Source organism: Demequina sp. NBRC 110056 (genome assembly GCF_002090155.1).
Lineage (GTDB): Bacteria > Actinomycetota > Actinomycetes > Actinomycetales > Demequinaceae > Demequina.
In genome coordinates this window covers 213554-237871 of record NZ_BBRM01000005.1, presented here as the reverse complement: position 1 = coordinate 237871, position 24318 = coordinate 213554, and the positions used below count along the sequence as shown (strand labels likewise).

Here is a 24318-nt window from a genome sequence, read left to right as displayed (position 1 = left end):
GGTCGCGCACCGCGGCGGCCGCGACAGCACCGGCCGCAAGAGGCCCAACCTTGAGCTAGCCGGTCGTGATCGAGCCGGTCGCGCACGGACCTGGTCGCGCACGGACCTGGTCGCGAACGGACCTGGTCGCGACAGAGCCGGCCACGGCCGAGGCGAGTCTCGCGCGAGCCTGATCGGGGCCGGAGTTGCTCGCTAGCGTCCCCAGGCGTTGCCGCCCGCGAGCCGCTTCGCGAGCGCCTCGGCCATGGGCATCGACTCGCCGTCGCGGCCTCCCTTGCCGAGCTCGAGCGGCGGCTCGGCTGGCTCGAGGTGCGCCCCCGTGACGCGGGCCATGAGGCTCGGCGCGACCGACATCACGTAGAAGTGCCCGTCCGTGCCCACCCCGACGGACTGGTCCCGCTTGAGGTACCAGCCCTCGACGCCGGTCCGGTAGCGCGACCCGCCGCCGTACGGCCGGGCCGTGAAGCGCACGGGCTCGATGCCCGCCGCGACCGCATCGGCCGCGAACTGGCGCACCAGCTCCGCGGCCTGACGGCTCTCCGCCTGGCGCTGACGCTCCAGGGCGTTCGCGCGACGCAGGTGAGGGGAGACCTCGGGCTCGTCGGTGGTCATGGTGCCGTGGTGCTCGCGAAGGAGGCGGTCAGCGCTTCTCTGCGGGCTCCGCCGACGGCGCGGACTGCGCCGAGGCGGGCGACGCCGGCGCCATGCCGGCTGCGCGCTGCAGGCCGGCGACCGGGTCGGTGCCGAGCAGACCGCGCAGGTCGTCCAGGTAGCCCGTGATCGACTCGCGCTGCTGGTGCAGGTCCTCGACCTCGCGCGCGGCGTTGGTGCGCTCGCGCTCGGCGTCGGACACGGCCTCCGAGATGATCGACTCGGCGTGCTCGCGCGCGCCGGTGACGATCTCGTCCGCGTTGTTGCGGGCGTTGGACAGCAGCGTCTGCGAATGCGTCTCCGCCTCCCGGCGCACGGTCTCCGCGCGCTCGAGGGCGGCGGACAGCCGCTCCTCCGCCTCGTCGGCGCGCTTGCGGGCGTCGGCGACCATCTCGGCGGACTCGGCCTGGGCCTCCTCGTGGCGCTGGCTGAGCTCCTGCTCGGCGGCCTCGCGCTTCTGCGCGATCTCCACCTGCAGGTCCTCGCGGGTGCGGCGGGCCTCCTCGGTCGCCGCCTCGGCGTCCTCGTGGGCGGCGGTGCGCTCGGCCTCCGCCTCCTTGCGCGCGGCGGCGAGGATGGCCTTCGCCTCCTGCTGCGCGTCGGACAGCCGCTGCTCGGCGGCGTCCTCGGCCGCCTGTGCGGCGCGCGCGGCGTCACGGTCCGCGCCCTCGCGGGTCTGCGTCGCGTAGGTGTCGGCCTCGCGTCGGGTGGTCTCGACGTAGGCGGCCGTCTCGTTGCGCTGATGCGCGTCGAAGTCCTCGGCCTCGCGGCGCACGCGGGCGGCGTGGTCGTCGGCCTCCCGCTTGGTGGTCTCCGCGTGCTCGTCGGCACCGCGGCGGGTGTTCGCGTCGTACGCGTCGGCGTCCTTGCGCACCCCACGCGCGTAGCTCTCGCCGGCGGTGCGGGTCGCGCCGGCGAACTCCTCGGCGGCCTTGCGGGTCTGAGCGTCGAAGGCGCCCACCTCGGCGCGCACGGCGGCGTCGTGGTCCTCGGCGGCCTTGCGGGTCTGAGCGTCGTAGTCGTCCGCTCCGGCGCGCGTGGCGGTGTCGTACTCGTCCGCCGCGGCGCGGGTGGTCGCGTCGTAGTCGTCCGCCTGACCCTGGACCTCGGCGAGGTGCGCGGCGGCCTGCGCCTGCACCTCCGCCAGGTGGGACGCGGCCGATGCGCGCGTGGCCTCGTCGTGGGCGTCGGCGTCCGCGCGGGTGGTGGCGTCGTAGTCGTCGGCGGCCGCGCGCACCGAGGCGGCGATCTCGTCGGCCTCGGCGCGGACCGTGCGGTTGAGCTCGTTCGCCTCCATGCGGATGCGGGCGAGGTGCTCGTCCGCACCCGTACGGGTGGCCTGGTCGTACGAGTCGGCCGAGGCGCGGGTCGCGCGGTGGTACTCGTCGGCCGCGGTGCGCGTGGCGGTGTCGTACTCGTCCGCCGCGGCGCGGGTGGTCGCCGCGTAGTCGTCGGCCTCGGCGCGCGTCGTCGCCGCGTAGTCGTCGGCCGCTGCTCGGGTGGAAGCGTCGTAGTCATCCGTCTGCGCTCGCAGCTCGGACGTCTCGGAGTCCGCGGTGGCACGCGTGTCGCGGTCGTACGCGTCGGCGGACGCGCGCAGCGCTGCGGCAGCGGCCTCCGCCTCGGCGACGAGCGCAGCCGCGGCCGCGCGTCCGGCGTCCTCGGTGGACGCGCGGTACTCGTCGGCGGCGGAGCGCTCGGCGGTGGCGTAGTCGTCCGCCTCGCGGGTGGTGGCCGCGGCGTACTGCTCGGCGTCGCCGCGGGTGAGCTCGTCGTACTCGTCCGTCTCGGTGCGCAGGGCCTGCGCCTCGCGCTCGGCAGCCGCGCGCACGTCGCGGGCCTCGGTCGCGGCCTCGGCGCGCAGCGCCTCGGCGTCGCGGTTCGCCTGGGTCAGGAACGTCTGCGCCTCGTTGCGGAGGTTGGCGGCGTCCGCCTCGGCGGTCGATCGCACATCGGACGCCTCGGCGTCCGCGGCGGAGCGCGCCTCGCCCGCCTCCGCGAGGATGCCCTTGGCCTCCTCACGGGCCGCGGCGAGCGCCTGGTCCGCCTCTGCGCCGATCTGCTCGGCCTGCTCGCGAGCGGCGGCGACGGCGGCCTCGGCCTCATCACGCGCCTTCTCCGTCAGCTCGGTCGCCTCGCGCTGGGCGGCCACGCGCATCTCGGTGGTCTCGCGCTCGGCGACCGCGCGGGTCGTGTGCGCCTCGCGCTCGGCGTTCGCGCGGAGCTCCGTCGCCGAGGCCTCGATCGCTCCGGCCTCGCGCTGCGCGTCGCGGCGCGCCCGCTCGACGATCTCGGTCGCCTGGCGCTGCGCCGACTCGCGTGCGCTGCCCGCGTCGGACTCGGCAGCGGTGCGGATCTCGTCGGCCTCGCGGCGGCTCTGGGCGAGGATCTCGGCGACCTCGTTGTCCGCGCGCGCACGCAGCTGCTGGGCGGCCACGTTGGCGCGCGCCACCGTGTCCTGGGCGTGCGTGTTCGCGCGCTGGACGACGTCGGAGGACTGCTCCTCGGCGGAGCGCAGCAGCTGCTCGACGCGGGCACCCAGGCCCTTGTACGTGGGCTGCTCGGCCTCGCGCAGGGTCTTCTGCGCCTCGTCGAGCTTGCCGCGCACCTGCGTGGACTCCTCCTCGGCGCGCTGCGCCGCGGCCTTCGACGCGCGCAGCGCGTCCTCCAGCTGAGCGACGTGGGCGGCGACCGCCTCGCGGTCGTAGCCCCGCATCGCTACTGGAAACGGGAGGGTCTCTTCGGGCATGCTGTCTCCTTTGGCGGCACCTCGGGACGCCGCTCGATCCGTCCACCAGGGTAATGCGCGCGCGAGGGTCAGACAAAGCCGCCTGGTGCGGCCCTGGACCGTCATCTCCTAGAGTGGACGGTGGAAACCTGGAGGAAACGTGAGCCTAAGGACGACTGCGCTGGTCGCAGGGGTGATCGGCGTGCTGCTGCTCGCCGCCGGCCTCATCGCCGACGCTCAGCGCCCGCCCCGCGACGTGACGCCGACCGCGAGCGTCGACACCGCCGTGGTGGTGTACGAGCCCGAGATGATCGCCTTCGCCGCCGACAACCGCATCGGCTTCTCCGGAGACGGCGCCATCGTCGGCCTCACCGCGCGTCCCGCGGACGCTGAGGCCTGGCTGGCCGAGCACGACGCGACCTATGTGACGGGCGTGCCCGACTGGGAGACCCTGTCGACCGACGTCGCCGAGCCGGCGCCGTCGCCCAGCCCGACCGTGTCGCCGTCGGCGTCCGCCTCGCCCAGCGAGCCGGAGCCGTCCCCGTCTCCTTCCGCGTCGGAGGGGGAGTCCGCCGAGGAGGCGGAGCCGGTCGACCTGCTCGCCGAGGGCTCGCAGGACCACTGGCGCCAGGACTGGCGAGGCTCGGGCCGGCTCTCGATCGTCGCGTCCGAGGTTCCGGCCGGCGAGGTGCTCGTGGTCGTGAGCCAGGACGGGACGCCGCTGACGTCCGCGGACCTTGCGCTCACCCGCGACGTCCAGGACGGCTGGATCACGCCGCTCATCTGGTGGGGCGCGTTCCTCACCGCCGTTGGCGTGATCGCGCTCGTGCTGCGCTTCATCGACCTCAGGCCCGCGCAGGCGAAGGGCGAGAAGTGGATCGCCGACCGTCAGCGCGTCGGCGAGGACGACGAGCCCACTCCGGGCAGCCGGCGCGCGCGCCGCGCCGCCGGTGAGCACCTTCCCGAGGCCACCCTCGAGGATGAGGACTCCGCCCCCGCGCCGAGCGCCGAGTCCTCGCCGCGTCGCGCGGCGACCGCCGCGTCCGCTGCCTCCGTGGCCGCTGCGTCGGCTCCATCGAGTTCGGCTCCCTCGGCGTCGTCGGTGTCCTCGACGGAGGACGCCGCGAACACGGACGCCGATGCCGACGACCACCCCGGACCCGACGGAGAGGAGGAGCGCTCATGAGCCACCGGATCCTCCGCGTCGCCGGCGTCACCGGCGTCGCCGCGCTCGCCCTCGCGGGCTGCGTCGCCGACGTCCCCGCACCCGTGACCTCCGCGCCGCCGCTCGAGGCCTCGGGCTCGCTGCTCGATGCCCAGAGCTCGCGCATCATCGATGAGACCATGGCGGAGCTCGGCGCGGCCGACGACGAGCGCGACACGGGCCTCATGACGGACCGCGTGGGTGGCGACGTCATCACCATCCGCGGCGCCGAGTACACGCTCGCGAACGCCGACGACGGACCCGCGCCCACCGTCCTGCCGGACGAGATGCAGGCCGTCTACGTGTCGGCCGCCGACACCTGGCCGCGCACCATGGCGACCGTGTCCGTGCAGCCCTCCGACGACGACACCCCCATCGTGATGCTGTGGGTGCAGGAGGGCATCGACGACGACTACCAGCTGCGCGAGTGGGCGCACATGATCCCCGGCGCGACGCTGCCGGCGATGCCGGGTCCGTCCACGGGAGCCGCGCAGCTCGGGCTCGAGGACTCCTCGATCACGCCCACGGCTCAGGAGGCGATCGAGCAGTACGTCGAGCTGCTGCTCGCCGGCGAGGGTTCCGACCTCAACGACGCCTTCGCGCCGGACACCTACCGCGAGCGACTCTTCGCCGCGCGGGAGACGTACGTCGACGCGGCCAACGAGGCGGACGGCGACTACGTCGAGAAGGTCCAGCCGGACTTGGACGCCTCCTTCGCGATGGCGACGGCCGACGGAGGAGCGCTCGTGTTCGCGCCGCTGTCGATCACCTCGTCGTTCACCGTCGAGGGCGCCACGGTGTCGATCGCGGACGAGGACGAGCCCCTCCTGGACGGCGAGCTCGACGATGCCGTGACCCACACCTACCGCGACTTCATCGTCATCCACGTGCCCGCCGCCGACGGCGACGCCCTCCCTGGCGTGGTCGCGGCCGAGCACAACCTGATCAAGGTCTCCGACAGTTAGGCGAGCATGACCAGCGAGAACCCCGAGGCGCCCCTGCGTGGCTCCGTGGACCTTTCCCAGCTCCTCGGCGGGCAGCCCCAGCCGAGCGAGGCCGCGGAGGCGGCACCCGCATCGGCCCTGCCCGCACCTGTCCAGGTGACCGAGCAGTCGCTGCAGGAGCTGGCGCAGCAGTCGACCCAGGTGCCCATCCTCATCGTGTTCCTGTCGAGCGCCTCTCCGGCGTCCAAGGAGCTCGTCGAGAGGATGCGGACGATCATCGCCCGCTACGACGGCCAGTTCCTGCTCGGCACGTGCGACATCGACGTCCAGGGCGGCATCGCGCAGGCGTTCCAGGTCAACGCGGTGCCGACGGTGATGGCGCTGATCGCCGCACGCCCCGCGCCGCTGTTCCAGGGCAACGCCGACGACGAGCAGATCGCGGGCGTGCTGGACCAGGTGCTCGAGGTCGCCCGTCAGAACGGCGTGACGGGCCGCGTCGACGCCGCGCCCCAGGATGCGGCGGGGGAGCCCGAGCCCGAGCCGCTGCCGCCGCTGCACCAGGAGGCGTACGACGCGATCGAGCGCGAGGACTACGCCGCGGCGATCGACGCGTACGACCGCGCGCTGCGCGAGAACCCCAAGGACGCCGATGCCCGTGCCGGCCGCGCGCAGGTGAGCCTCATGGAGCGCTCGCGACTGGCCGACCTCGACGCGGTGCGGCGTGCCGCGGCGGACAACCCGGACGACGTCGACGCCCAGCTCGCCGTCGCGGACATGGACATCATGGGCGGCCAGGTCGAGGACGCCTTCGGGCGGCTCATCGACCTCGTGCGGCGCACCTTCGGCGACGACCGCGAGCGCATCCGCACGCGCCTCGTCGAGCTCTTCGAAGTCGTGGGCCCGGCAGACCCGCGCGTGGCGCAGGCGCGCCAGTCGCTGGCCTCGGCGCTCTTCTAGCCACCGGTCCGCGGCGCGCTACCGCTCGCGAACGCGAAAGTGGGCCCACCTTCATCGTCAGCACGCCGTCGACGACGAAAGTGGGCCCGTCTTCATCGATTCACGCGTGGCTGACCGCGTGCGTGCGGCTGACGGACGGCCGATGCGCGCGCTGGGCTCGGCCGAGCCGTGTCAGCGGTGCTGGCGGAAGACCACGGCGCCGAGCGGCGGAAGGCGCACCTGAGCGCTGAAGTCCCACGGGCCCTCCGCGCGCTTGGTCGCCTGGACCTGGCCGAGGTTGCCGACGCCGGATCCGCCGTAGGCGTGCGCGTCCGTGTTGAGCACCTCGTCCCACGCGCCGCCCGAGGGAAGCGCGAGGCGGTAGCCCTCGTGGGGCACGCCCGCGAAGTTGATGGCGACAGCCACGGCCTCGCCCTGGCTGTCCCAGCGCAGGAAGCTCAGCACGTTGCGCGCCGAGTCCTCGGCGTCGATCCAGGTGAAGCCCTGCGGGTCCGCGTCGCGCTCCCACAGCGCGGGGGTCGCCGTGTACAGCGCGTTCAGGTCGCGGACCATGTCCTTGAGACCCGCGTGGAGCGAGTCGTCGAGGTGCCACCAGTCGAGCGAGCGACCCTCGGACCACTCGGCCTCCTGGCCGATCTCGCCGCCCATGAACAACAGCTGCTTGCCGGGGTGCGTCCACTGGTACGCGAGGAGCGCGCGGACGCCGGCCACCTGCTGCCAGTGATCGCCCGGCATGCGGCTCAGCAGCGAGCCCTTGCCGTGGACCACCTCGTCGTGGCTGAGGGGCAGGATGAACTGCTCAGAGAAGGCGTACATCAGCGAGAACGTCACCGTGTGGTGGTGGTGGGAGCGGTTGACGGGCTCCTCGCCCAGGTAGCGCAGGGTGTCGTTCATCCAGCCCATGTTCCACTTGAGCCCGAAGCCGAGCCCGCCGCCGTTGGTCGGAGCCGTGACTCCAGGCCACGCGGTCGACTCCTCGGCGACCATGACGATGCCGGGGCAGTTGCGGTACGCCGTGGCGTTGGCCTCCTGGAGGAACGCGATCGCGTCGAGGTTCTCGCGGCCGCCGTGGATGTTGGGGCGCCACTGGCCCGCCTGACGCGAATAGTCGAGGTAGAGCATCGACGCGACGGCGTCGACGCGCAGGCCGTCAGCGTGGAACTCCTTGAGCCAGTAGACCGCGTTGGCGACCAGGAAGTTGCGCACCTCTCGGCGACCGAAGTCGAAGATGAACGTGCCCCAGTCCGGCTGCTCGCCGCGCAGCGGGTCCGGGTGCTCGTACAGCGGCGTGCCGTCGAAGCGTCCGAGCGCCCACTCGTCCTTGGGGAAGTGGCCCGGCACCCAGTCGAGCAGGACCCCGATGCCGGCCTGGTGCAGCTCGTCGATGAGGTACCGCAGGTCGTCGGGGGAGCCGAAGCGCGAGGTAGGCGCGTAGTACGAGGTCACCTGGTAGCCCCACGAACCGCCGAAGGGGTGCTCCATGACGGGCATGAGCTCGACGTGGGTGAAGCCCAGCTCGGTCACGTACGCGACGAGCTCCTTCGCGAGCTCGCGGTAGGACAGGCCCTGCTTCCACGAGCCCAGGTGAACCTCGTAGACGGACATGGGGGAGCGGTGCGGCTCGGCGCTCTCGCGGCGCGTCATCCACTCGCCGTCGCGCCACTCGTAGGCGGTCTCGGTGACGATCGACGCCGTCTGCGGCGGGACCTCGGTGCGGCGCGCCATCGGGTCGGCCTTCTGCTTCCAGTGGCCGTCCTTGCCGAGGATCTCGAACTTGTACGCGGAGCCATCGCCGACCCCGGGAACGAACAGCTCCCACACGCCGGACGAGCCCAGCGACCGCATCGCGTGCGTGGCGCCCTGCCAGTGGTTGAAGTCGCCGACCACGCGGACCGCGCGGGCGTTGGGCGCCCAGACGGCGAACGCGGTGCCCGTGACGTCGCCCAGCACCGACGGGTAGTGCCTCACGTTCGCGCCGAGCGCCTCCCACAGCTTCTCGTGGCGGCCCTCACGGATCAGGTGAAGGTCGAGCTCGCCGAGCGAGGGAAGGAAGCGGTAGGGGTCGTCCTGCACCTGCGCGTCGCCCTCGTAGGTGACGTGGACGCGGTAGTCGGGCGCCTCGTCGCCGGGAACGATCGCGCGCCAGATGCCCGCGTGCTCGTGCTCGGCGTCGAAGGTCCCCTCGAGGGTCTCGATGCTGACGGCCGCGGCCATCGGCCGCAGGACCCGGACGGTGACCGCGCCGGCCTCGACGTGCGGTCCGAGGACCGCGTGGGGCTCGTGGTGCGTTCCCGCCGCCACGTCCGCGAGGACGCTCGCGTCGAACTCCCTGGGTGCCACCGTTCACCGCCTGCCTGTCGGGCCGGATGGCGCGTGCGCGGCCGAATCCGATCGGTCGAGCGCGCCATAGGACGTCGTATTCTCCGACCCTAGCGTGCGGTGCACGGTCACAGTCCACCCGGGAGTCCCGAGGTGCTCAGCGGCGTGTCCGGGACGGACGCGGGAACCAGCCCGCGCATCGGCGCTCCTGGTTCCTCTGCGGCCCCTCACAGCGCCCGCACGCCCGCCACGTGAGCCATGGTCACGGCGGGATCGAAGCGCACGTAGAACTCCTTGCCCCACGTGTACGTCGCGTCCGTGAGCGCGTCGTCGACGACCAGACGGGCGTCGTCCGCCAGGCCGATCGCCTCCATGTCGAGCGTGATGATCGCGTCGTGCACGACGTGGGGGTCGAAGCTGACCGCGACGATCACGGTGTCGGCGCGGCCCGTCGGCGACTCCTCGGCCGGCACGTGGCGGGAGAAGCACAGGATCTTGGGGTTCGAGCTCCGGTGCACCGTCAGGCCTCGCAGGCGCCTCAGCGCCACGTGGCGAGCGCGTGCGGCGTTGAGGCGCTCGAGCACATCCTTGACTCCGAGCTCGGCGGCGCGGGTCCAGTCGCGCTGCTTGTACTCGTACTTCTCGTTGTCGATGTGCTCCTCGACGCCGGGGCGCGGGACGCTCTCGACCAGCTCGTACCCGGTGTAGATCCCGTACGAGGGCGACCCGGTGGCCGCCATGACCGCCCGCGCCTGGTGCAGGGGAGCCCCGCCGGCCTGGACGTCGGGCGTGAGGATGTCGTGCGTGGTGGGCCAGAAGTTGGGGCGCATGTAGTACGAGGACTCGCCCGCGAGCTCCTCGAGGTACTCCGCCATCTCCTTGGCGTTCTGGCGCCACGTGAAGTATGTGTACGACTGGTGGAAGCCGATGCGCGCGAGGGTGTGCATCATCGCGGGCCGCGTGAAGGCCTCGGCGAGGAAGATCACATCCGGGTGCGTGCGCGCCACGTCCGCGAGCAGCCGCTCCCAGAAGGTGAGCGGCTTGGTGTGCGGGTTGTCGACACGGAACAGCGTCACGCCGGCATCGATCCACACCTGCAGCATGTCGCGGATGGCTTGGTAGATGCCCTCGGGATCGTTGTCGAAGTTGAGCGGGTAGATGTCCTGGTACTTCTTGGGAGGATTCTCCGCGTACGCGATCGTGCCGTCCGCGCGCTGCGTGAACCACTCGGGGTGCTCGGTCACCCACGGGTGGTCGGGGGAGCACTGGAGCGCGATGTCGAGCGCGACCTCGAGGCCTTCGTCGCGTGCGTGCCCCACGAAGTTCTTGAACTGGCGGAGCGTGCCGAGCTCGGGGTGGATCGCGTCGTGGCCGCCGTCGGCGCCGCCGATCGCGTACGGGCTGCCGGGGTCGCCCGCCTCGGCCTTCAGCGAGTTGTTGCGGCCCTTGCGGTGGGTGAGGCCGATGGGGTGGATGGGCGTGAGGTAGACGACGTCGAAGCCCATCGCGGCGATCTCGGGCAGACGCTTGGAGGCGGTGGTGAAGGTGCCGGGCCGCCACTCGCCGGTGCGCTTGTTGAAGCGCGCGCCCTCCGACCGTGGGAAGATCTCGTACCACGCCGATACCAGGGCCTTCTCGCGCTGGATGAGCAGCGGATACTCGCGCGACGGGCTCACCCACTCCCGCAGGGGACGCTCGGTGAGCTCGTCGCGGACCGCGGTCGAGATCGCCGGGGCGAGACGGGCTTCGGGGGTGAGGTCGGTGTCCTGCAGCGCGGCGATCGCGTCCTCGAGCAGTTCCTTGCGGGCCGCCTTGCGTCGCACCGCCTTGACGGCGCGGCGCAGTACCGTGACCCCCTCGTCGAGCATGAGCTGGACGTCCACGCCCGCCTTGACCTTGACCTCGGCGGCGTGCGCCCAGGTCCCGTAGGGGTCCGACCACGCCTCGACGCGGAACGTGTGCTGGCCTTCGAGCTTGGGGATGTAGATGGCCTCGTAGAGCGAGTTGCCCCAGTCCTTGCAGGGCATCGGGAGCACGTCGTGCTTGCCGTCGGGGCGCGTCACCACCACGGTGGCGCCCTCCGCGTCGTGGCCCTCGCGGAAGATCGTGGCCCAGATGGGGACCGCCTCGCCCACCACCGCGCGGGCCGCCCAGCGACCCTCCTCGAGCGATGGCCCTACGCCCACGACGGGGATGCGACCGACGGACAGCTCACCTGGGAACGCCATGCCTCGAACCTACCCGGATTCGCTGCCGTGCCACACCCGACCCGCGCATCGGCCGCTGCAGGCCGAGCCGACCTTCGAGCGGGCGAGCGGGGTCCGGCCGCGCACGAACGGAGGGAGGCGCAGGGGAGTCGACCGCCGCAGGGCCGATGCGCTCGCTAGGTGGACTCGCGCCGCACCAGGGTGGCGGGGAGGGTGCTGGAGGCAGCCTCCTTGCCCGCGGCGAGCCGGGTGACCAGCTCCACCATCTGCTCGCTGATCTCGTCGAAGGGCTGGCGCATGGTCGTCAGCGGGGGATCGATGCGCTCCGCGAACCCTGCGTCGTCGAAGCCGACCACAGCCACGTCCGTCGGGACGGCCTTGCCGCGGCGGCGCAGCGTCTGGATCGCGCCGGCCGCCATGCGGTCGGAGGCGGCGAAGACGGCGTCGACGTCAGGCTCGCGCTCGAGGATGCGCTCCATCGCGGCGGCGCCGGAGGCTGCTGAGTAGTCGCCCTCGTCGACGAGGTCCGTGTCGTACGCGTCGCCGAGCTCCTCCTGGTACCCGACGAGGCGATACTTGCCTCCGGGGGTGTCGGACGGGCCGGAGATCATCGCGATTCGCGAGCGTCCCGTCTCGGTCAGGTGGCGCACCGCGGCGCGCGCGGCGCCGATCTCGTCGATGGACACGGTGACGACGTCGTCCTGATGGCCGAGCGGGAGGCCGCACGCCACGGTGGGGACGCCGGCGGCGATCAAGTCCTCGATCATGGGGTCGCGCTCGTGCGAGGAGATCAGCAGGACGCCGTCGACGTGGCGGGCCCCGACGAAGTGCGCGACGTTCGCGCGCTCCTCGGCCGTGCCCGCTAGTAGGAGCACGAGGGTCTTGTGGCGCTTCGCTGCAGCCTCGGCGGCCCCGCGCAGGAGGATCGAGAACGTCGGGTCGTCGAACAGCAGCTGGGTGGGCTCGGTGAGGAGGAACGCGATCGAGTCGGTGCGCCCGGTCGCGAGCGATCGGGCGTGGTGGTTGGCGTAGTAGCCGGTGCTCTCGATGGCTCGCTCGACGGCCTCGCGCGCCGTGGGGGAGACCCAGTGGCCACCGTTGATCACGCGCGACACGGTGCCGCGAGACACGCCGGCGGCTGCGGCGACGTCGCGGATCGTGGGCTTGCGGGTGCCTTCGATGGTCACGGAGCAGAGCCTAGCCCTCGACACGCTCGCTCCCGTTCAACGGCGATGCAAGCGGTAACAATTCGGTGACGAAACGGCGCGGGATTTGCCAACTCTGCAACGGGAAGCCACTATGTAAGCGCTTCCACTCGGACAACGGAGACCGGTCACAGTTTGGTAACAAGAGCCCGCTCGATTTGCATCGGAATGTTTCCATCACGTAAAACTGTGACCGGTCACAGTCCCCACCTCCCGGTGACCCGAAGCCGCGGCTCACACGCCGCCCGACTCGACGGAGTGTCATGACGGCAGATGCCTTTCCCGCGCTGAGCGGTCTGGCCTATGGCGGGGACTACAACCCCGAGCAGTGGCCGCGCGAGGTCTGGGACGAGGACGTGCGCCTCATGCGCGAGGCAGGGGTCAACCTCGTCTCGGTCGGGATCTTCTCGTGGGCCCTGCTGGAGCCCAAGGAGGGGCTGTACGACTTCGCCTGGCTCGACGACCTCCTCGACCTCCTTCACGCGAACGGGATCGCCGCCGACCTGGGCACGCCCTCGGTTTCGCCGCCCGCCTGGTTCTTCCACCAGTACCCGGAGTCGCGCGTCACGCTGAAGGACGGCACCGTCATGGGATTCGGCTCGCGCGGCATGGCCTCGCACGCCTCCACCGAGTACCGCGGCGCGATCGAGCGCATGGCCACCGAGCTCGCGAAGCGCTACGCCTCGCACCCGGCCGTCGTGCTGTGGCACGTCCACAACGAGTACGGCGTGCCCGTCGCGGAGGACTTCGGACCGCGCGCCGTCGCGTCGTGGCAGCGGTGGCTGCAGAACCGCTACGAGACCCTCGACGGCCTCAACTCCGCCTGGGGCACCGCGTTCTGGGGTCAGCGCTACGACGACTGGGAGCACGTCGTCGCTCCGGCCGCGACGCCCACCATCGTGAACCCCGCGATGAAGCTCGACTGGCAGCGCTTCACCGACGATCAGCTCCGCGAGTGCTTCCGCATCGAGCGCGACGCGATCCGCGCGCACGCCCCGCAGCCGATCACCACCAACTTCATGGCCCACCAGTCGTGGAACACCGACCTGTGGAAGTGGGCTCAGGAGGTCGACGTCGTCGCCGACGACCACTACCTGTGGTCTCCCGACGAGGACGCGCACATCGGCCTGGCCCTGTCCGCCGACCTCACCCGCTCGGTCGCGCGCGGCAACCCCTGGATGCTGCTCGAGCACTCGACGTCCGCCGTCAACTGGCAGGGACGCAACACCGCGAAGCGCCCGGGGGAGATGCGCCGCAACGCGCTGTCACACCTCGGCCGGGGCGCCGACGCGATCATGTTCTTCCAGTGGCGCGCCTCTCGCTCAGGCGCCGAGAAGTTCCACTCCGCGATGGTGCCTCACGCCGGCACCGAGTCGCGCGTGTTCCGCGAGGTCGTCCAGCTGGGCGCACATCTCAAGGACGCGGCCGAGGTCAAGGGCTCACGTGTGGTCGCCGACGTCGCGGTCCTCTACGACTGGGAGTCGCTGTGGGCGCACGACCTCGAGTGGCGCCCCTCGGACGACCTGCAGTTCCGTGAGCGGATGCGCGCCTACTACGAGCGGCTGTGGCGCGACAACGTCACCGTCGACTTCGCGCACCCCGAGGACGACCTGTCGGGCTACCGTCTCGTGGTCGCGCCGACCTCCTACCTGCTCACCGCCGCGGCGGGCGAGAACCTCGGACGCTACGTCGAGGGTGGCGGCACGCTGCTCGTCGGCTGCTTCTCGGGGATCGTGGATGAGAACGACGCCGTCCACGCGGGTGGCTTCGGCGCCCCTCTCAAGGACGCCCTCGGTCTCACGATCGAGGAGTTCCTGCCGCTGCGCGAGGGACGGACCATGTCCGTCGAGCTCGACGGCGAGCAGCTGGGCGCCGACGTCTGGGCCGAGCAGATCACCCTCGCGGGTGCTCACGTGCGCGGCACGTTCGTCGACGGACCCGGCGCGGGCCTGCCGGCGATCACCCGCCACGAGCACGGTGCGGGCACGGGCTGGTACGTCGGCACGCGCCTGAGCGCGGCCGAGCTGTCGGCCGTCATGACCGGCGTGTACGCCGACGCGGGGATCGCCCCCGTCGCGCACGCCGAGGGCCTCGAGGTGGTCACTCGCCGCGGGGACGCACACGACTTCGTCATCGCCGTCAACCATGGCGACGGTGACGCGGAGCTGGAGATCACGGGAACCGATCTGCTGACCGGTGCCGCGATCGACGGAACGCTCGGGCTGGCGGGAGGCGACGTCGCCGTCGTTCGCACCGCCTCCGCCCGGCAGGGAGGCGACCGCAGCTGATCGCCGCCCGAACGGCTGAGGCCGTGCAGGCAACGAATTCATCACAACTCCACACAAGACTTTCCCGCCACCTAGGCTGGAAGGAACACACGGTCGCACCGACGCGATCTCGCCTCGAGAGGCGTGGTGCGGCCCATCTCTGGAAGGAAGAGAAGATGCGCAAGCAGATTGGCATGGGAGCCGCATTCGTGGCGACCGCCGCACTCCTCGCAGCGTGCAGCAGCGACCCGGAGCCGGCAGCGACGACGTCGTCGAGCCCCGAGGAGACCACCGAGGCCCCCGCAGGCGAGGGCGTCACCCTGACCGTCTGGACCGACGCTGAGCGCGAGGGCGCCCTCGCGACCGCGGCCGAGCAGTTCGAGGCCGACACCGGCGCGACCGTCGAGCTCGTCCAGAAGAACTTCGAGGACCTGCGCAACGACTTCATCGCGCAGGTGCCGACCGGCGAGGGCCCCGACATCACCGTCGGCGCGCACGACTGGCTGGGCGCTCTCGTCACCGCCGGTGTCGTGAACACCCTCGACCTCGGCGACAAGGCCGCTGACTTCCAGCAGGTCGCCGTCGACGCCATGACCTACGACGGTCAGCTCTACGGCCTGCCCTACTCGACCGAGGCGATCGCCCTCATCCAGAACGTGGACCTCGTGGGCGACACCGCCCCCACCACGTGGGACGAGATGATCCAGATGTCGAACGACGCTGGCTTCGAGGACCGCCCCTTCATCCTGTTCACCAACGGCACCGCCGGTGACGGCTACAGCGCCTACCCGCTGCAGACCTCCTTCGGCGCGCCGGTGTTCGTCCAGGACGACACGGGCTCGTACACCTCCGAGGTCGGCATGGGCGGCGAGGCCGGCGAGGCCTTCGCGCAGTTCCTGTACGACAACGGCCAGGCCGGCTCGGGGATCTTCTCCGACACGATCGACTACGACACCTCGAACGAGCTGTTCTCGACCGGTGAGTCGCCCTTCATCCTCCAGGGCCCCTGGATGCCGTTCTTCGACGGTGGCGAGATGAACCTCAAGGTCTCGGCCTTCCCGTCGGCCGGCGGCGAGCCGGGCGCTCCGTTCGTGGGCGTGCAGGGCTTCTACCTGTCCTCGCAGTCGGAGAACACCCTCCTCGCGAACGAGTTCCTCGTGAACTACATGGCCACCGAGGACGCGCAGCGCACCCTGTACGAGGCGGACCCCCGCCTCCCCGCGCTGTCGGCTCTGGCCGAGGAGTTCTCCTCCGACCCGATCACGGCCGGCTTCGTCGAGTCCGCCTCGCAGGGCGTCCCGATGCCGTCGATCCCCGAGATGGGCGACGTGTGGGACCTCTGGAACGCCGCTGAGATCCAGATCATCACCGGCGCGACCGACGACCCGGTCGGCACCTGGAACACCATGGTGACCGAGCTCGAGGGCCGCATCGGCGGCTGACGCCACCCCTGAGGGAGGTCCGTGGGGGCGGCAGACCCCGCCCCCACGGACCCACCCCTCACCCCTTCGCTTCACCCCCCTCAACCCCGTGTCCGCCGAACAGGAGCACAGATGACCGTCGAGACGGGCGCCCCGCGCCAGGACCCGCAGCAGCCCGGGTCGCAGCGAGCGGAGTCGCACGCGCGATCGTGGCGCGGACTGGGCTGGGGCTTCATCGCCAAGCTCCTGCTGATGGCCCTCGTCAACGCGCTGGGCCTGTCCATCATCCTGTCGGCGATCAACGCCGAGGCGTGGGGCATCCTCGCCGCGTCGACCGCGCTGCTGGTCATCGCGGACGTCGTGTACTTCATGAAGCGCACGCTTCCGCTGAAGTACATCTACCCCGGACTGGTCTTCCTGGCCGTGTTCCAGGTCTTCACCCTCGCCTACACGGGCTACGTGGCGTTCACCAACTACGGCACGGGCCACGCGGGCTCGATGGAGCAGGCGGTCGATGCCGCCATGATCCAGGACGAGCGCCGCGTCGAGGACTCGCCGAGCTACCCGCTCGCGATCGTGCAGAACGGCGACGAGCTCGGCTTCGCGATCGTCGACGAGGAGGGCTTCGTCGAGGTCGGCACCGCCGAGGACCCGCTCGAGCCCGTCGACGGAGGAGCCGTCGGCGAGAACGGCGCCCCTTCGGAGGTGCCCGGCTGGGAGATCGTCAGCCGCGCGCAGCTCTTCAGCGACCCTGACCTTCAGCAGGACGTCATCGACATCCGCGTCCCCGTCTCCGACGACGCCGAGGACGGCTCCCTGCGCACTCGCGACGGCTCGACCGCGGCCATCTACACCTCGTCCCTCGAGTGGGACCCCGAGGCGCAGACGCTGACCGACACCGAGACCGGCGTGGTCTACGAGGCGTCCGACACGGGCAACTTCGTCGCCGAGGACGGCTCGCAGCTGCCCACCGGCTGGGTCGTGACCGTCGGCTTCGACAACTTCGTCCGCGCGGTGACCGACACGACGCTGTCGGGCCCGCTGCTGAAGGTCACGCTGTGGACCTTCGCGTTCGCGATCCTCACCGTGCTCACGAGCTTCGGCCTGGGTCTGCTGTTCGCGATCATCTACAACGACCCGCGCATCCGCGCCAGGAGGACGCTGCGCACGCTCTTCATCCTCCCGTACGCGTTCCCGGCGTTCATGTCCGCCCTGCTGTGGCGAGGCATGTTCAACCGCGAGTTCGGCATCATCAACGACTGGTTCTTCTTCGGCGCCGACATCAACTGGCTGGGCGACCCGTGGCTCGCGAAGTTCGCGGTGCTGTGGGTGAACCTCTGGCTGAGCTACCCGTACTGGTTCCTGGTCTGCACGGGCGCCCTCCAGGCGCTGCCGGGGGAGACCATGGAGGCGGCGAAGGTCGACGGCGCCGGGCGCTGGCGCCAGTTCCGCTCGATCACGCTGCCGATGCTCATGGTCTCGACGGCGCCGCTCGCGATCGCGTCCTTCGCCTTCAACTTCAACAACTTCACGATCATCTACATGCTCACCGAGGGTGGTCCACCGTTCCCAGGCACCAGTGGGCTCGGATCCACGGACATCCTCATCTCCGCGATCTACAACATCTCGGGCGTCGCGGGCGGCACGGCTGACTACGGCCTCGCCTCCGCACTGTCCATCGTCGTCTTCGTCGTGGTCGGCGTGATCTCCGCGATCGCGTTCCGCCAGACACGGAAGCTGGAGGAGATCTAGCGATGACCGAGCAGACTGCCACGCGCACCACCGTCCGCAAGTCGCCCACGCGCCGCACCCGCTGGTGGGGCGAGGTCGGCTGGAAGTATCCCGTCGCCGCGGTGATCATCTTCTACTCGATCTTCCCGCTCGTGTACGTGTTCTCGGCGTCGCTGTCGGACACCGGAACCCTGTCGAGCGCCGGCTCGCTGTTCTCGAGCCTGTCCACGGCGAACTACGAGGCGCTGGGAGACACCAAGTACTGGACCTGGGTCGCCAACACCCTCATCGTGGGCATCGCGTCGTCGTTCGGCGCCGTGCTCATGGGTGCGGCCGCGGCGTACGCGTTCTCCCGCTTCCGCTTCAAGGGCCGCCGGCCCGGCCTGACGGCGCTGCTCATCATCCAGATGTTCCCCCAGACCGTCGCGTTCATCTCGGTGTTCCTGCTGCTCACGGCGCTCGGCAACGTCGCGCCAGCGCTCGGCATCAACTCGAAGCTCGCGCTCATCTGCGTGTACCTGGGCGGCGCGCTCGGAGCAAACACGTTCCTCATGTACGGCTTCTTCAACTCGATCCCCACGGAGATCGACGAGGCGGCCAAGATCGACGGGGCGACGCACGCGCAGATCTACTGGCGGCTCATCATGCCGCTCGTGACGCCCATCCTCGCGGTGGTGGGTCTGCTCGCCTTCATCTCGGCGTTCGGCGACTTCATCCTCGCCAAGATCGTGCTCGTCTCGGACGATCAGTGGACTCTTGCCGTCGGCATGTATCAGTGGGTGTCCAACCAGCTCAGCGCCAACTGGGGCCTGTTCGCCGCCGGAGCGGTGATCGCGGCCATCCCAGTGCTGATCCTGTTCCTGTCCCTGCAGAAGTACATCGTGGGCGGCCTGTCGGCCGGCTCCGTGAAGGGCTAGGCGACACCTCGCATGCTGCGTCGACGTCGACGGAATCTCGCGCTCGTTGCGCTGGGAGCGGTCACAGTGTCCGCGATCGCCGCGTGCTCGAGCGATCCCGCGGTTCCGGAGGACGCCGCTGTCGTCGTCGAGGCCGTGGACGGCCTCGACGAGGACTTCCAGCTGGGCGCGGACGTCTCCTCCGTGCTGTCGCTCGAGGCTTCGGGCGTGGTGTTCCGCGACGCGACGGGGGAGCCGGGCGACCTGTTCGAGATCCTTGCCGGTGCGGGCGTCACCGACGTGCGCGTGCGGGTGTGGAACGACCCCTATGACTCCGCGGGCGAGGGATACGGCGGCGGCACCGTCGACCCCGAGCGCGCGGTCGAGATCGGGCGCCGAGCCACGGACGCCGGCATGGGGGTCCTCGTCGACCTCCACTACTCGGACTTCTGGGCCGACCCTGCCAAGCAGCAGGCTCCCAAGGGTTGGGAGGAGCTCTCCGACGAGGACCGTGCCGCCGCGGCAGGCGACTTCACCCGCGAGACGCTGACCGCCTACGCCGACGCGAACGTCGACGTCGTGGGCGTGCAGGTGGGCAACGAGACCAACAACGGCGTCGCTGGCGTGACCGCGTGGCCGTCCATGGCCGCGATCTTCTCGGCGGGCGCATCGGCCGTGCGGGAGGTGCTTCCCGACGCCTACGTGGCCGTCCACTTCACAGACCCGCAGCGCGCGGAGGAGTACGAGCGCTACGCCCAGATCCTCGACAACTATGAGGTCGACTACGACGTCTTCGCGAGCTCGTACTACCCGTTCTGGCACGGGTCCCTCGAGAACCTCACGACGGTGCTGACCGGGATCGCCACGACCTACGACAAGCAGGTCATGGTCGCGGAGACGTCCTGGGCATACACGCTCGAGGACCTCGACGGATCCGCGAACGTCATCGCCGAGCCCGGGGATGCGACCGCCTACCCGGTGAGCGCGCAGGGCCAGGCGCTCGCCTTCCGCGACGTCGTGCAGGCCGTGACCGAGGTGCCGGACGGCGCCGGCATCGGCGTCTACTACTGGGAGCCCGCGTGGCTGCCCGTGGGGCCAGCCGATGCGGTCGACGCCAACACTCAGCTGTGGGAGCGCGACGGCTCCGGCTGGGCCACCAGCTACGCGGGGGAGTATGACCCCGAGGACGCCGGTCAGTTCTGGGGCGGCTCGGGCTGGGACAACCAGGCGCTCTTCGCCGCCGACGGCACGCCGCTCGACTCGCTGTGGATGTTCACCTACGTGAGCACGGGAGCTGACGCGCCGCTGGCCGTGCTCGAGATCGCCTCGCCGCAGGTCGACGCCCAGGCCGGAGCCGAGCTCGACATGCCGACGCAGGTCGCCGTGCGGTACAACGACGGCTCCGAGGAGTCCGTGGACGTGACGTGGGACACCACGGTGATCCCGGACGGCGAGCTCGGCACGTTCGAGGTGCCCGGCGAGACGGCCGATGGCGACGCGGTGCTCGCGTTCGTCACCGTGCGGCCGCTCAACGACCTGGTCAACGGCTCGTTCGAGGACGATGACCTGTCGATGTGGGCGCTCGACTCCGATGCCGCCACCTTCGCGGTCGTCTCGGACAACCCGCAGGCGGCCGTCGGTGAGCGCGTGCTCAACTTCTGGTCGGACGCCGACTATGCGCTGACGGCCTCGCAGGTCGCCACCGGGCTCGATGCGGGCGCGTACACGGCCCAGGTCGCTGTGCACGGAGAGGACTTCGGCGGGGACGGCTACGAGCTCGCCCTGGTCGTGACGACCTCCGAGGGCGAGTGGTCGACGCCGCTCGAGCTGAACGGCTGGCAAGCCTGGTTCACGGGCAGCATCGCCGATGCGGTGGTGGGCTCGGACGGCCAGGCGACGGTCTCCGTCGTGGGCGCCATGGGCGCCGAGGACTGGGGCTTCATCGACGACGTCGCTCTCATCCCGGAGGGCGACGCATGAGGCGTCTGAGGGACACCCGTTCGCGTGCCGGGCAGATGGCGCACGCGGGCTCGGGGCCGTTGCGGACCTGAGCGGACGGGGCGTCGCACCCGGCGGCGTGCCGAGAGATCAACGAGGATCGAGAAGGAGCATCACATGATGGTTCGACGGAGACTGGGAGCGGTCACGGCCGCCTCGGCGATGGCCGCGCTCGGCGCGGGCCTCACGACGTCCGCCGCTGCAGCGGACGAGCCTGTCGAGGCGGGCATCACCGTTCCCGTGGTGGACGGCCTGGCAGAGGACTTCATGAACGGGGTCGACGCCTCGTCGATCCTGTCGCTCGAGGAGTCGGGCGTCACGTTCCGTGACTTCGACGGCGAAGAGGCTGACGTGTTCGATGTCATGGCTGAGGCCGGCGTCAACTACTCGCGCATCCGCGTGTGGAACGACCCGTACGACGCGGAAGGCAACGGCTACGGCGGCGGCACCGTCGACGCCGAGCGTGCGACCGAGATCGGCCTGCGCTCCACCGCGGCAGGCATGCGCGTGTTCGTCGACTTCCACTACGCCGACTTCTGGGCACACCCCGGCCAGCAGCCGCTGCCCAAGGCGTGGGAGGGCATGACGCTCGCCGAGCGTGCCGACGCGATGTACGAGTACACGGTCGACACTCTGACGATGATGGATGAGGCTGGCGTCGACGTCGGCATGGTCCAGATCGGCAACGAGAACTCCGGCCTGCTGCTCGCCGAGACCACATGGCCCAACTCGGGTCAGCTGTTCGACGCGGCGTCCCGGGGCGTGCGTGACGCGCTTGGCGACGACGTCAAGATCGCGATCCACTTCACCAACCCCGAGCGCGGCAACTACACGTCGCTCGCGAACAGCCTCGCGACGTACGACACCGACCCCGCGACCGACGGTGTCCAGGTCATCGACTACGACGTCTTCGCGTCGTCGTACTACGCCTACTGGCACGGCGAGCTCGACTACCTCACCGAGCAGCTCGCCGAGGTCGCTCGGGTCTACGGCAAGGACGTCATCGTGGCGGAGACCTCGTGGGCGTACACGCTCGAGGACGGCGACGGCTACCCCAACAACATCCGCACCAGCTACGACCAGTACTCCACCTCGGTCCAGGGCCAGGCGCTCGCGGTGCGCGACGTGATCGAGGCCGTGGCCAACGTCGGCGACGCCGGGCTCGGCGTCTTCTACTGGGAGCCGGCCTGGCTGCCGGTGGGCCCGCCCGAGGAGCTGGCGACCAACGAGCTCCTGTGGGAGGAGTTCGGTTCGGGCTGGGCATCGTCGCACGCCGCGGAGTACAGCGCGGATGCGGCCGCCAACTACGGCGGCTCCGGCTGGGACAACCAGGCGCTGTTCGACTTCGAGGGCAACCCGCTCGAGTCGCTGCGGGTATGGGACTACGTGCGCTACGGCACGGTGGGCCCGCGCGACGTCGACGCCGTCGGCTCGCCGCAGGTCACCGTCGTCGACGGCGAGACCTGGACGCTTCCGAGCACGGTCGCCGTGTCCTACACCGACGGCACCACGGAGCAGCAGTCCGTGACGTGGCAGGCGCAGCCCGCGTGGATCGTGGGTGCCGGCACCTACGAGATCCCTGGCACGACCGAGAGCGGGCTTGAGGCGCAGGCCACCGTCACCATCATCGACTCCGCGACCTCCGGCCAGAACTGGGTGGCCAACGGCAGCTTCGAGGACGGCGTCGCTCCGTGGACCGGAACGGGCACGGGCTACACCATCTCCGCGTCGGACGACCCGTACGGAGACGGCTCCCGATCGACCCACTGGTACCGCGCGGGTGATGCGTTCTCGTTCACGATCTCGCAGGAGATCAGCGGGGTCCCGGCCGGTGACTACCGCCTCTCCGCGCAGGCGCAGGGGCGCGCGGCCGTCGCAGGGGAGTCGACCTCGATCTCGCTTGCCTCCGGCATCGAGAGCGCGTCCGCGCCGTTCACGCTCGCGGGGTACGAAGGGTGGCAGAACCCTCGCACGCCCATCGTGACCGTGGCCGAGGGTCAGACCGTGACCGTCTCTGCGACCTTCTCGCTCACCAGCGAGGCTTGGGGCACCATCGACGAGTTCGAGCTCCTCGAGGTGGTCCCGGTGGTCGAGGCCGACACGGCCGCTCTCGAGGCCATCCACGCCGAGGGCAGCGCCGTCGATCGCGACGGGTGGACCGCCGTGTCGCTGCTGGCATTCGACCGCGCGATGACCCGTGCCGAGGTCATCCTCGGTGCGTCGGCGCCGAGCCAGGCGTCCGTCGACGCTGCCGAGGCTGCGCTGCGCGCGGCCATCGACGGCCTCGAGGAGGGCGACGGAACCATCCCCGACCCCACCGTGCGGACCGTCGAGCTCACGGTCGTCGACGGCGACCCGATCGAGCTGCCCAGCGAGGTCACGGTCGTCGCCTACGACGACTCGACCACGACCGAGGCGGTCGCCTGGAACGACGTCCTCGACGCCATCGCCGGGCCCGGCTCGTACACCGTGACGGGAGTCACCGAGAACGGGTGGGCCGCGACGGCGAGCATCACCGTCGTCGAGCGCAACTGGATCGACAACGGCGGCTTCGAGAACGGTGTCGACGCAGTCGCGCCGTGGTCGCTCGAGGCAAGCCCGTGGCCGACGGACGACGGCAGCTACTGGGTGACGGCCGCGCCCGGGTCGGACGGCGACGAGGGCGACTTCGCGCTGAACTACTACGTCCAGGCGCAGCCGTACTCGTTTACGGCGCTCCAGGAGGTCGAGGTGCCGTCGGGCACCTACGTCCTCACCGGGGCGGCGATGGGCGGCAGCGACTCATCCGACCCCGCCGTGATCGACCTCGTCGCGAGCGTCGGCGGAGTCGAGCGGACGGAGCGCTTCGCGCTCACGGGCTGGCAGACGTGGGACGCACCCACGATCGAGCTTGACCTCGACGAGGCCGCGACCATCACGGTCGGAGCGCGCGGCAGCGCGGACGACGGAGACTGGGGCTTCCTCGACGCGTTCTCGCTCGTGGCCGCCGACGACGTCGACGCCGATCTCGCCGGGCTCGAGGCCGCGATCCAGCGAGCCGAGGCCGTGGACCGCGCGCCGTACACCGAGGAGTCGCTCGCGGCCCTTGACCTCTCCGTCGAGCGGGGACGTGTGGTCGCCGCAGGGTCGCTCTCGACGCAGGGCTCGGTCGACGCCGCGGCCGCGGACATCGACGCCGCGATCGCGGCGCTCGAGGAGATCCCGGAGCCGATCTGCGAGATCGACTCCTTCGTCAACGGCCAGTGGCCCGGAGGCTTCATCTCCCAGGTGTGGATCTCCAACATCTCCGACGAGGCGATCGACGGCTGGGAGCTGTCGTGGACCTTCGCCGGTGACGAGCAGATCACGCAGCTGTGGAGTGGAGACCTCACCCAGGAGGGTGCCGACGTGACGGTCGAGAACCTCGCATGGAACGCGCAGATCAAGCCGGGCAAGCGCATCACGTTCGGCTACCTGGGCTCGACGGCGGACGGGGCGCTGCCGATCGACGCCTTCACGATGAACGGTCAGCCCTGCGTGCTCGCTGACTGACCGCAGCCGTCCGCGGCACGGTGCTCTCTTGCGCAGGCGCCGTGCCGCGGATACCCCACGGGGAGGGCTGATGTGCGCTGCCTCAGCCCGCGCATCGGCCCTCCCTCCACCTTCGCGGCCCGACCTGGACCGCCGCGGCACGACGCGGCCCCGACAGTTCGAACCAGAACCGACGGCGACTCGCCGAGGAGGGCGCCCTCACGCGCGCCGCGACGGCGCGTCGCGCCCGGAGTTGGTTCAGACTGTCAGCGAGAGGGCC

Annotated in this window: 14 protein-coding genes; 9 read left to right on the top strand and 5 right to left on the bottom strand. The window is 70.9% G+C overall.

The features are described 5' to 3' along the window. Positions 1-192: 192 nt before the first annotated feature. Both B7K25_RS09200 and B7K25_RS09195 read right to left on the bottom strand, forming a co-directional pair. Positions 193-612, bottom strand: coding sequence for a hypothetical protein (locus B7K25_RS09200; RefSeq protein WP_084105661.1), 420 nt, complete (start codon positions 610-612; stop codon positions 193-195). Positions 613-640: 28 nt separating this feature from the next. Then, entirely contained in the window at positions 641-3400 is a 2760-nt protein-coding gene (locus tag B7K25_RS09195; RefSeq protein ID WP_144018943.1) for a hypothetical protein, read from the bottom strand. A 139-nt stretch (positions 3401-3539) separates the two neighbouring features. Here B7K25_RS09195 and B7K25_RS09190 point away from each other — a divergent pair, with 139 nt between their 5' ends. The 3 genes from B7K25_RS09190 to B7K25_RS09180 are packed head-to-tail and all read left to right on the top strand — an operon-like array spanning position 3540 to position 6484. Beyond that, positions 3540-4565, top strand: coding sequence for a hypothetical protein (locus B7K25_RS09190; protein ID WP_144018942.1), 1026 nt, complete (start codon positions 3540-3542; stop codon positions 4563-4565). Further along, a complete protein-coding gene (locus B7K25_RS09185; protein ID WP_084105655.1) occupies positions 4562-5548 on the top strand; it encodes a hypothetical protein in 987 nt (328 codons plus the stop codon). Before B7K25_RS09190 ends, B7K25_RS09185 begins: the two co-directional genes overlap by 4 nt. Positions 5549-5554: 6 nt before the next feature. Next, positions 5555-6484 (top strand): tetratricopeptide repeat protein, encoded by a 930-nt coding sequence (locus tag B7K25_RS09180; protein WP_084105653.1) that lies wholly within the window; start codon positions 5555-5557, stop codon positions 6482-6484. Positions 6485-6655: 171 nt separating this feature from the next. Here the strand turns inward: B7K25_RS09180 and glgB are convergent, their stop codons facing one another. From glgB to B7K25_RS09165, 3 genes are all read right to left on the bottom strand, one after another. Next, a complete protein-coding gene (gene glgB, locus B7K25_RS09175; protein ID WP_084105651.1) occupies positions 6656-8824 on the bottom strand; it encodes a 1,4-alpha-glucan branching protein GlgB in 2169 nt (722 codons plus the stop codon). Positions 8825-9030: 206 nt separating this feature from the next. Beyond that, entirely contained in the window at positions 9031-11031 is a 2001-nt protein-coding gene (locus B7K25_RS09170) for an alpha-1,4-glucan--maltose-1-phosphate maltosyltransferase (protein ID WP_084105649.1), read from the bottom strand. A 155-nt stretch (positions 11032-11186) separates the two neighbouring features. Continuing rightward, on the bottom strand, positions 11187-12197 hold the full coding sequence (locus B7K25_RS09165; protein ID WP_144018941.1) for a LacI family DNA-binding transcriptional regulator: 1011 nt from the start codon (positions 12195-12197) through the stop codon (positions 11187-11189). Positions 12198-12478: 281 nt separating this feature from the next. On the opposite strand from B7K25_RS09165, the gene B7K25_RS09160 reads away from it, so the two are divergent. The 6 genes from B7K25_RS09160 (at position 12479) to B7K25_RS09135 (ending at position 24059) form a co-directional block, all read left to right on the top strand. Next, positions 12479-14503, top strand: coding sequence for a beta-galactosidase (locus B7K25_RS09160; RefSeq protein WP_084105647.1), 2025 nt, complete (start codon positions 12479-12481; stop codon positions 14501-14503). Between the two features lie 155 nt (positions 14504-14658). Further along, on the top strand, positions 14659-15924 hold the full coding sequence (locus B7K25_RS09155) for an extracellular solute-binding protein (protein WP_084105645.1): 1266 nt from the start codon (positions 14659-14661) through the stop codon (positions 15922-15924). A 111-nt stretch (positions 15925-16035) separates the two neighbouring features. Further along, a complete protein-coding gene (locus tag B7K25_RS09150; RefSeq protein ID WP_084105643.1) occupies positions 16036-17655 on the top strand; it encodes an ABC transporter permease subunit in 1620 nt (539 codons plus the stop codon). Between the two features lie 2 nt (positions 17656-17657). Beyond that, positions 17658-18551: a sugar ABC transporter permease gene (locus B7K25_RS09145; protein WP_084105641.1), complete on the top strand. Its 894-nt coding sequence runs from the start codon at positions 17658-17660 to the stop codon at positions 18549-18551. A 66-nt stretch (positions 18552-18617) separates the two neighbouring features. Beyond that, a complete protein-coding gene (locus B7K25_RS09140) occupies positions 18618-20510 on the top strand; it encodes a glycosyl hydrolase 53 family protein (RefSeq protein ID WP_159450171.1) in 1893 nt (630 codons plus the stop codon). A 135-nt stretch (positions 20511-20645) separates the two neighbouring features. Then, the gene (locus B7K25_RS09135) at positions 20646-24059 is read left to right on the top strand and encodes a glycosyl hydrolase 53 family protein (protein ID WP_084105637.1); all 3414 of its coding nucleotides are present in this window, start codon (positions 20646-20648) and stop codon (positions 24057-24059) included. Positions 24060-24318: the final 259 nt, after the last annotated feature.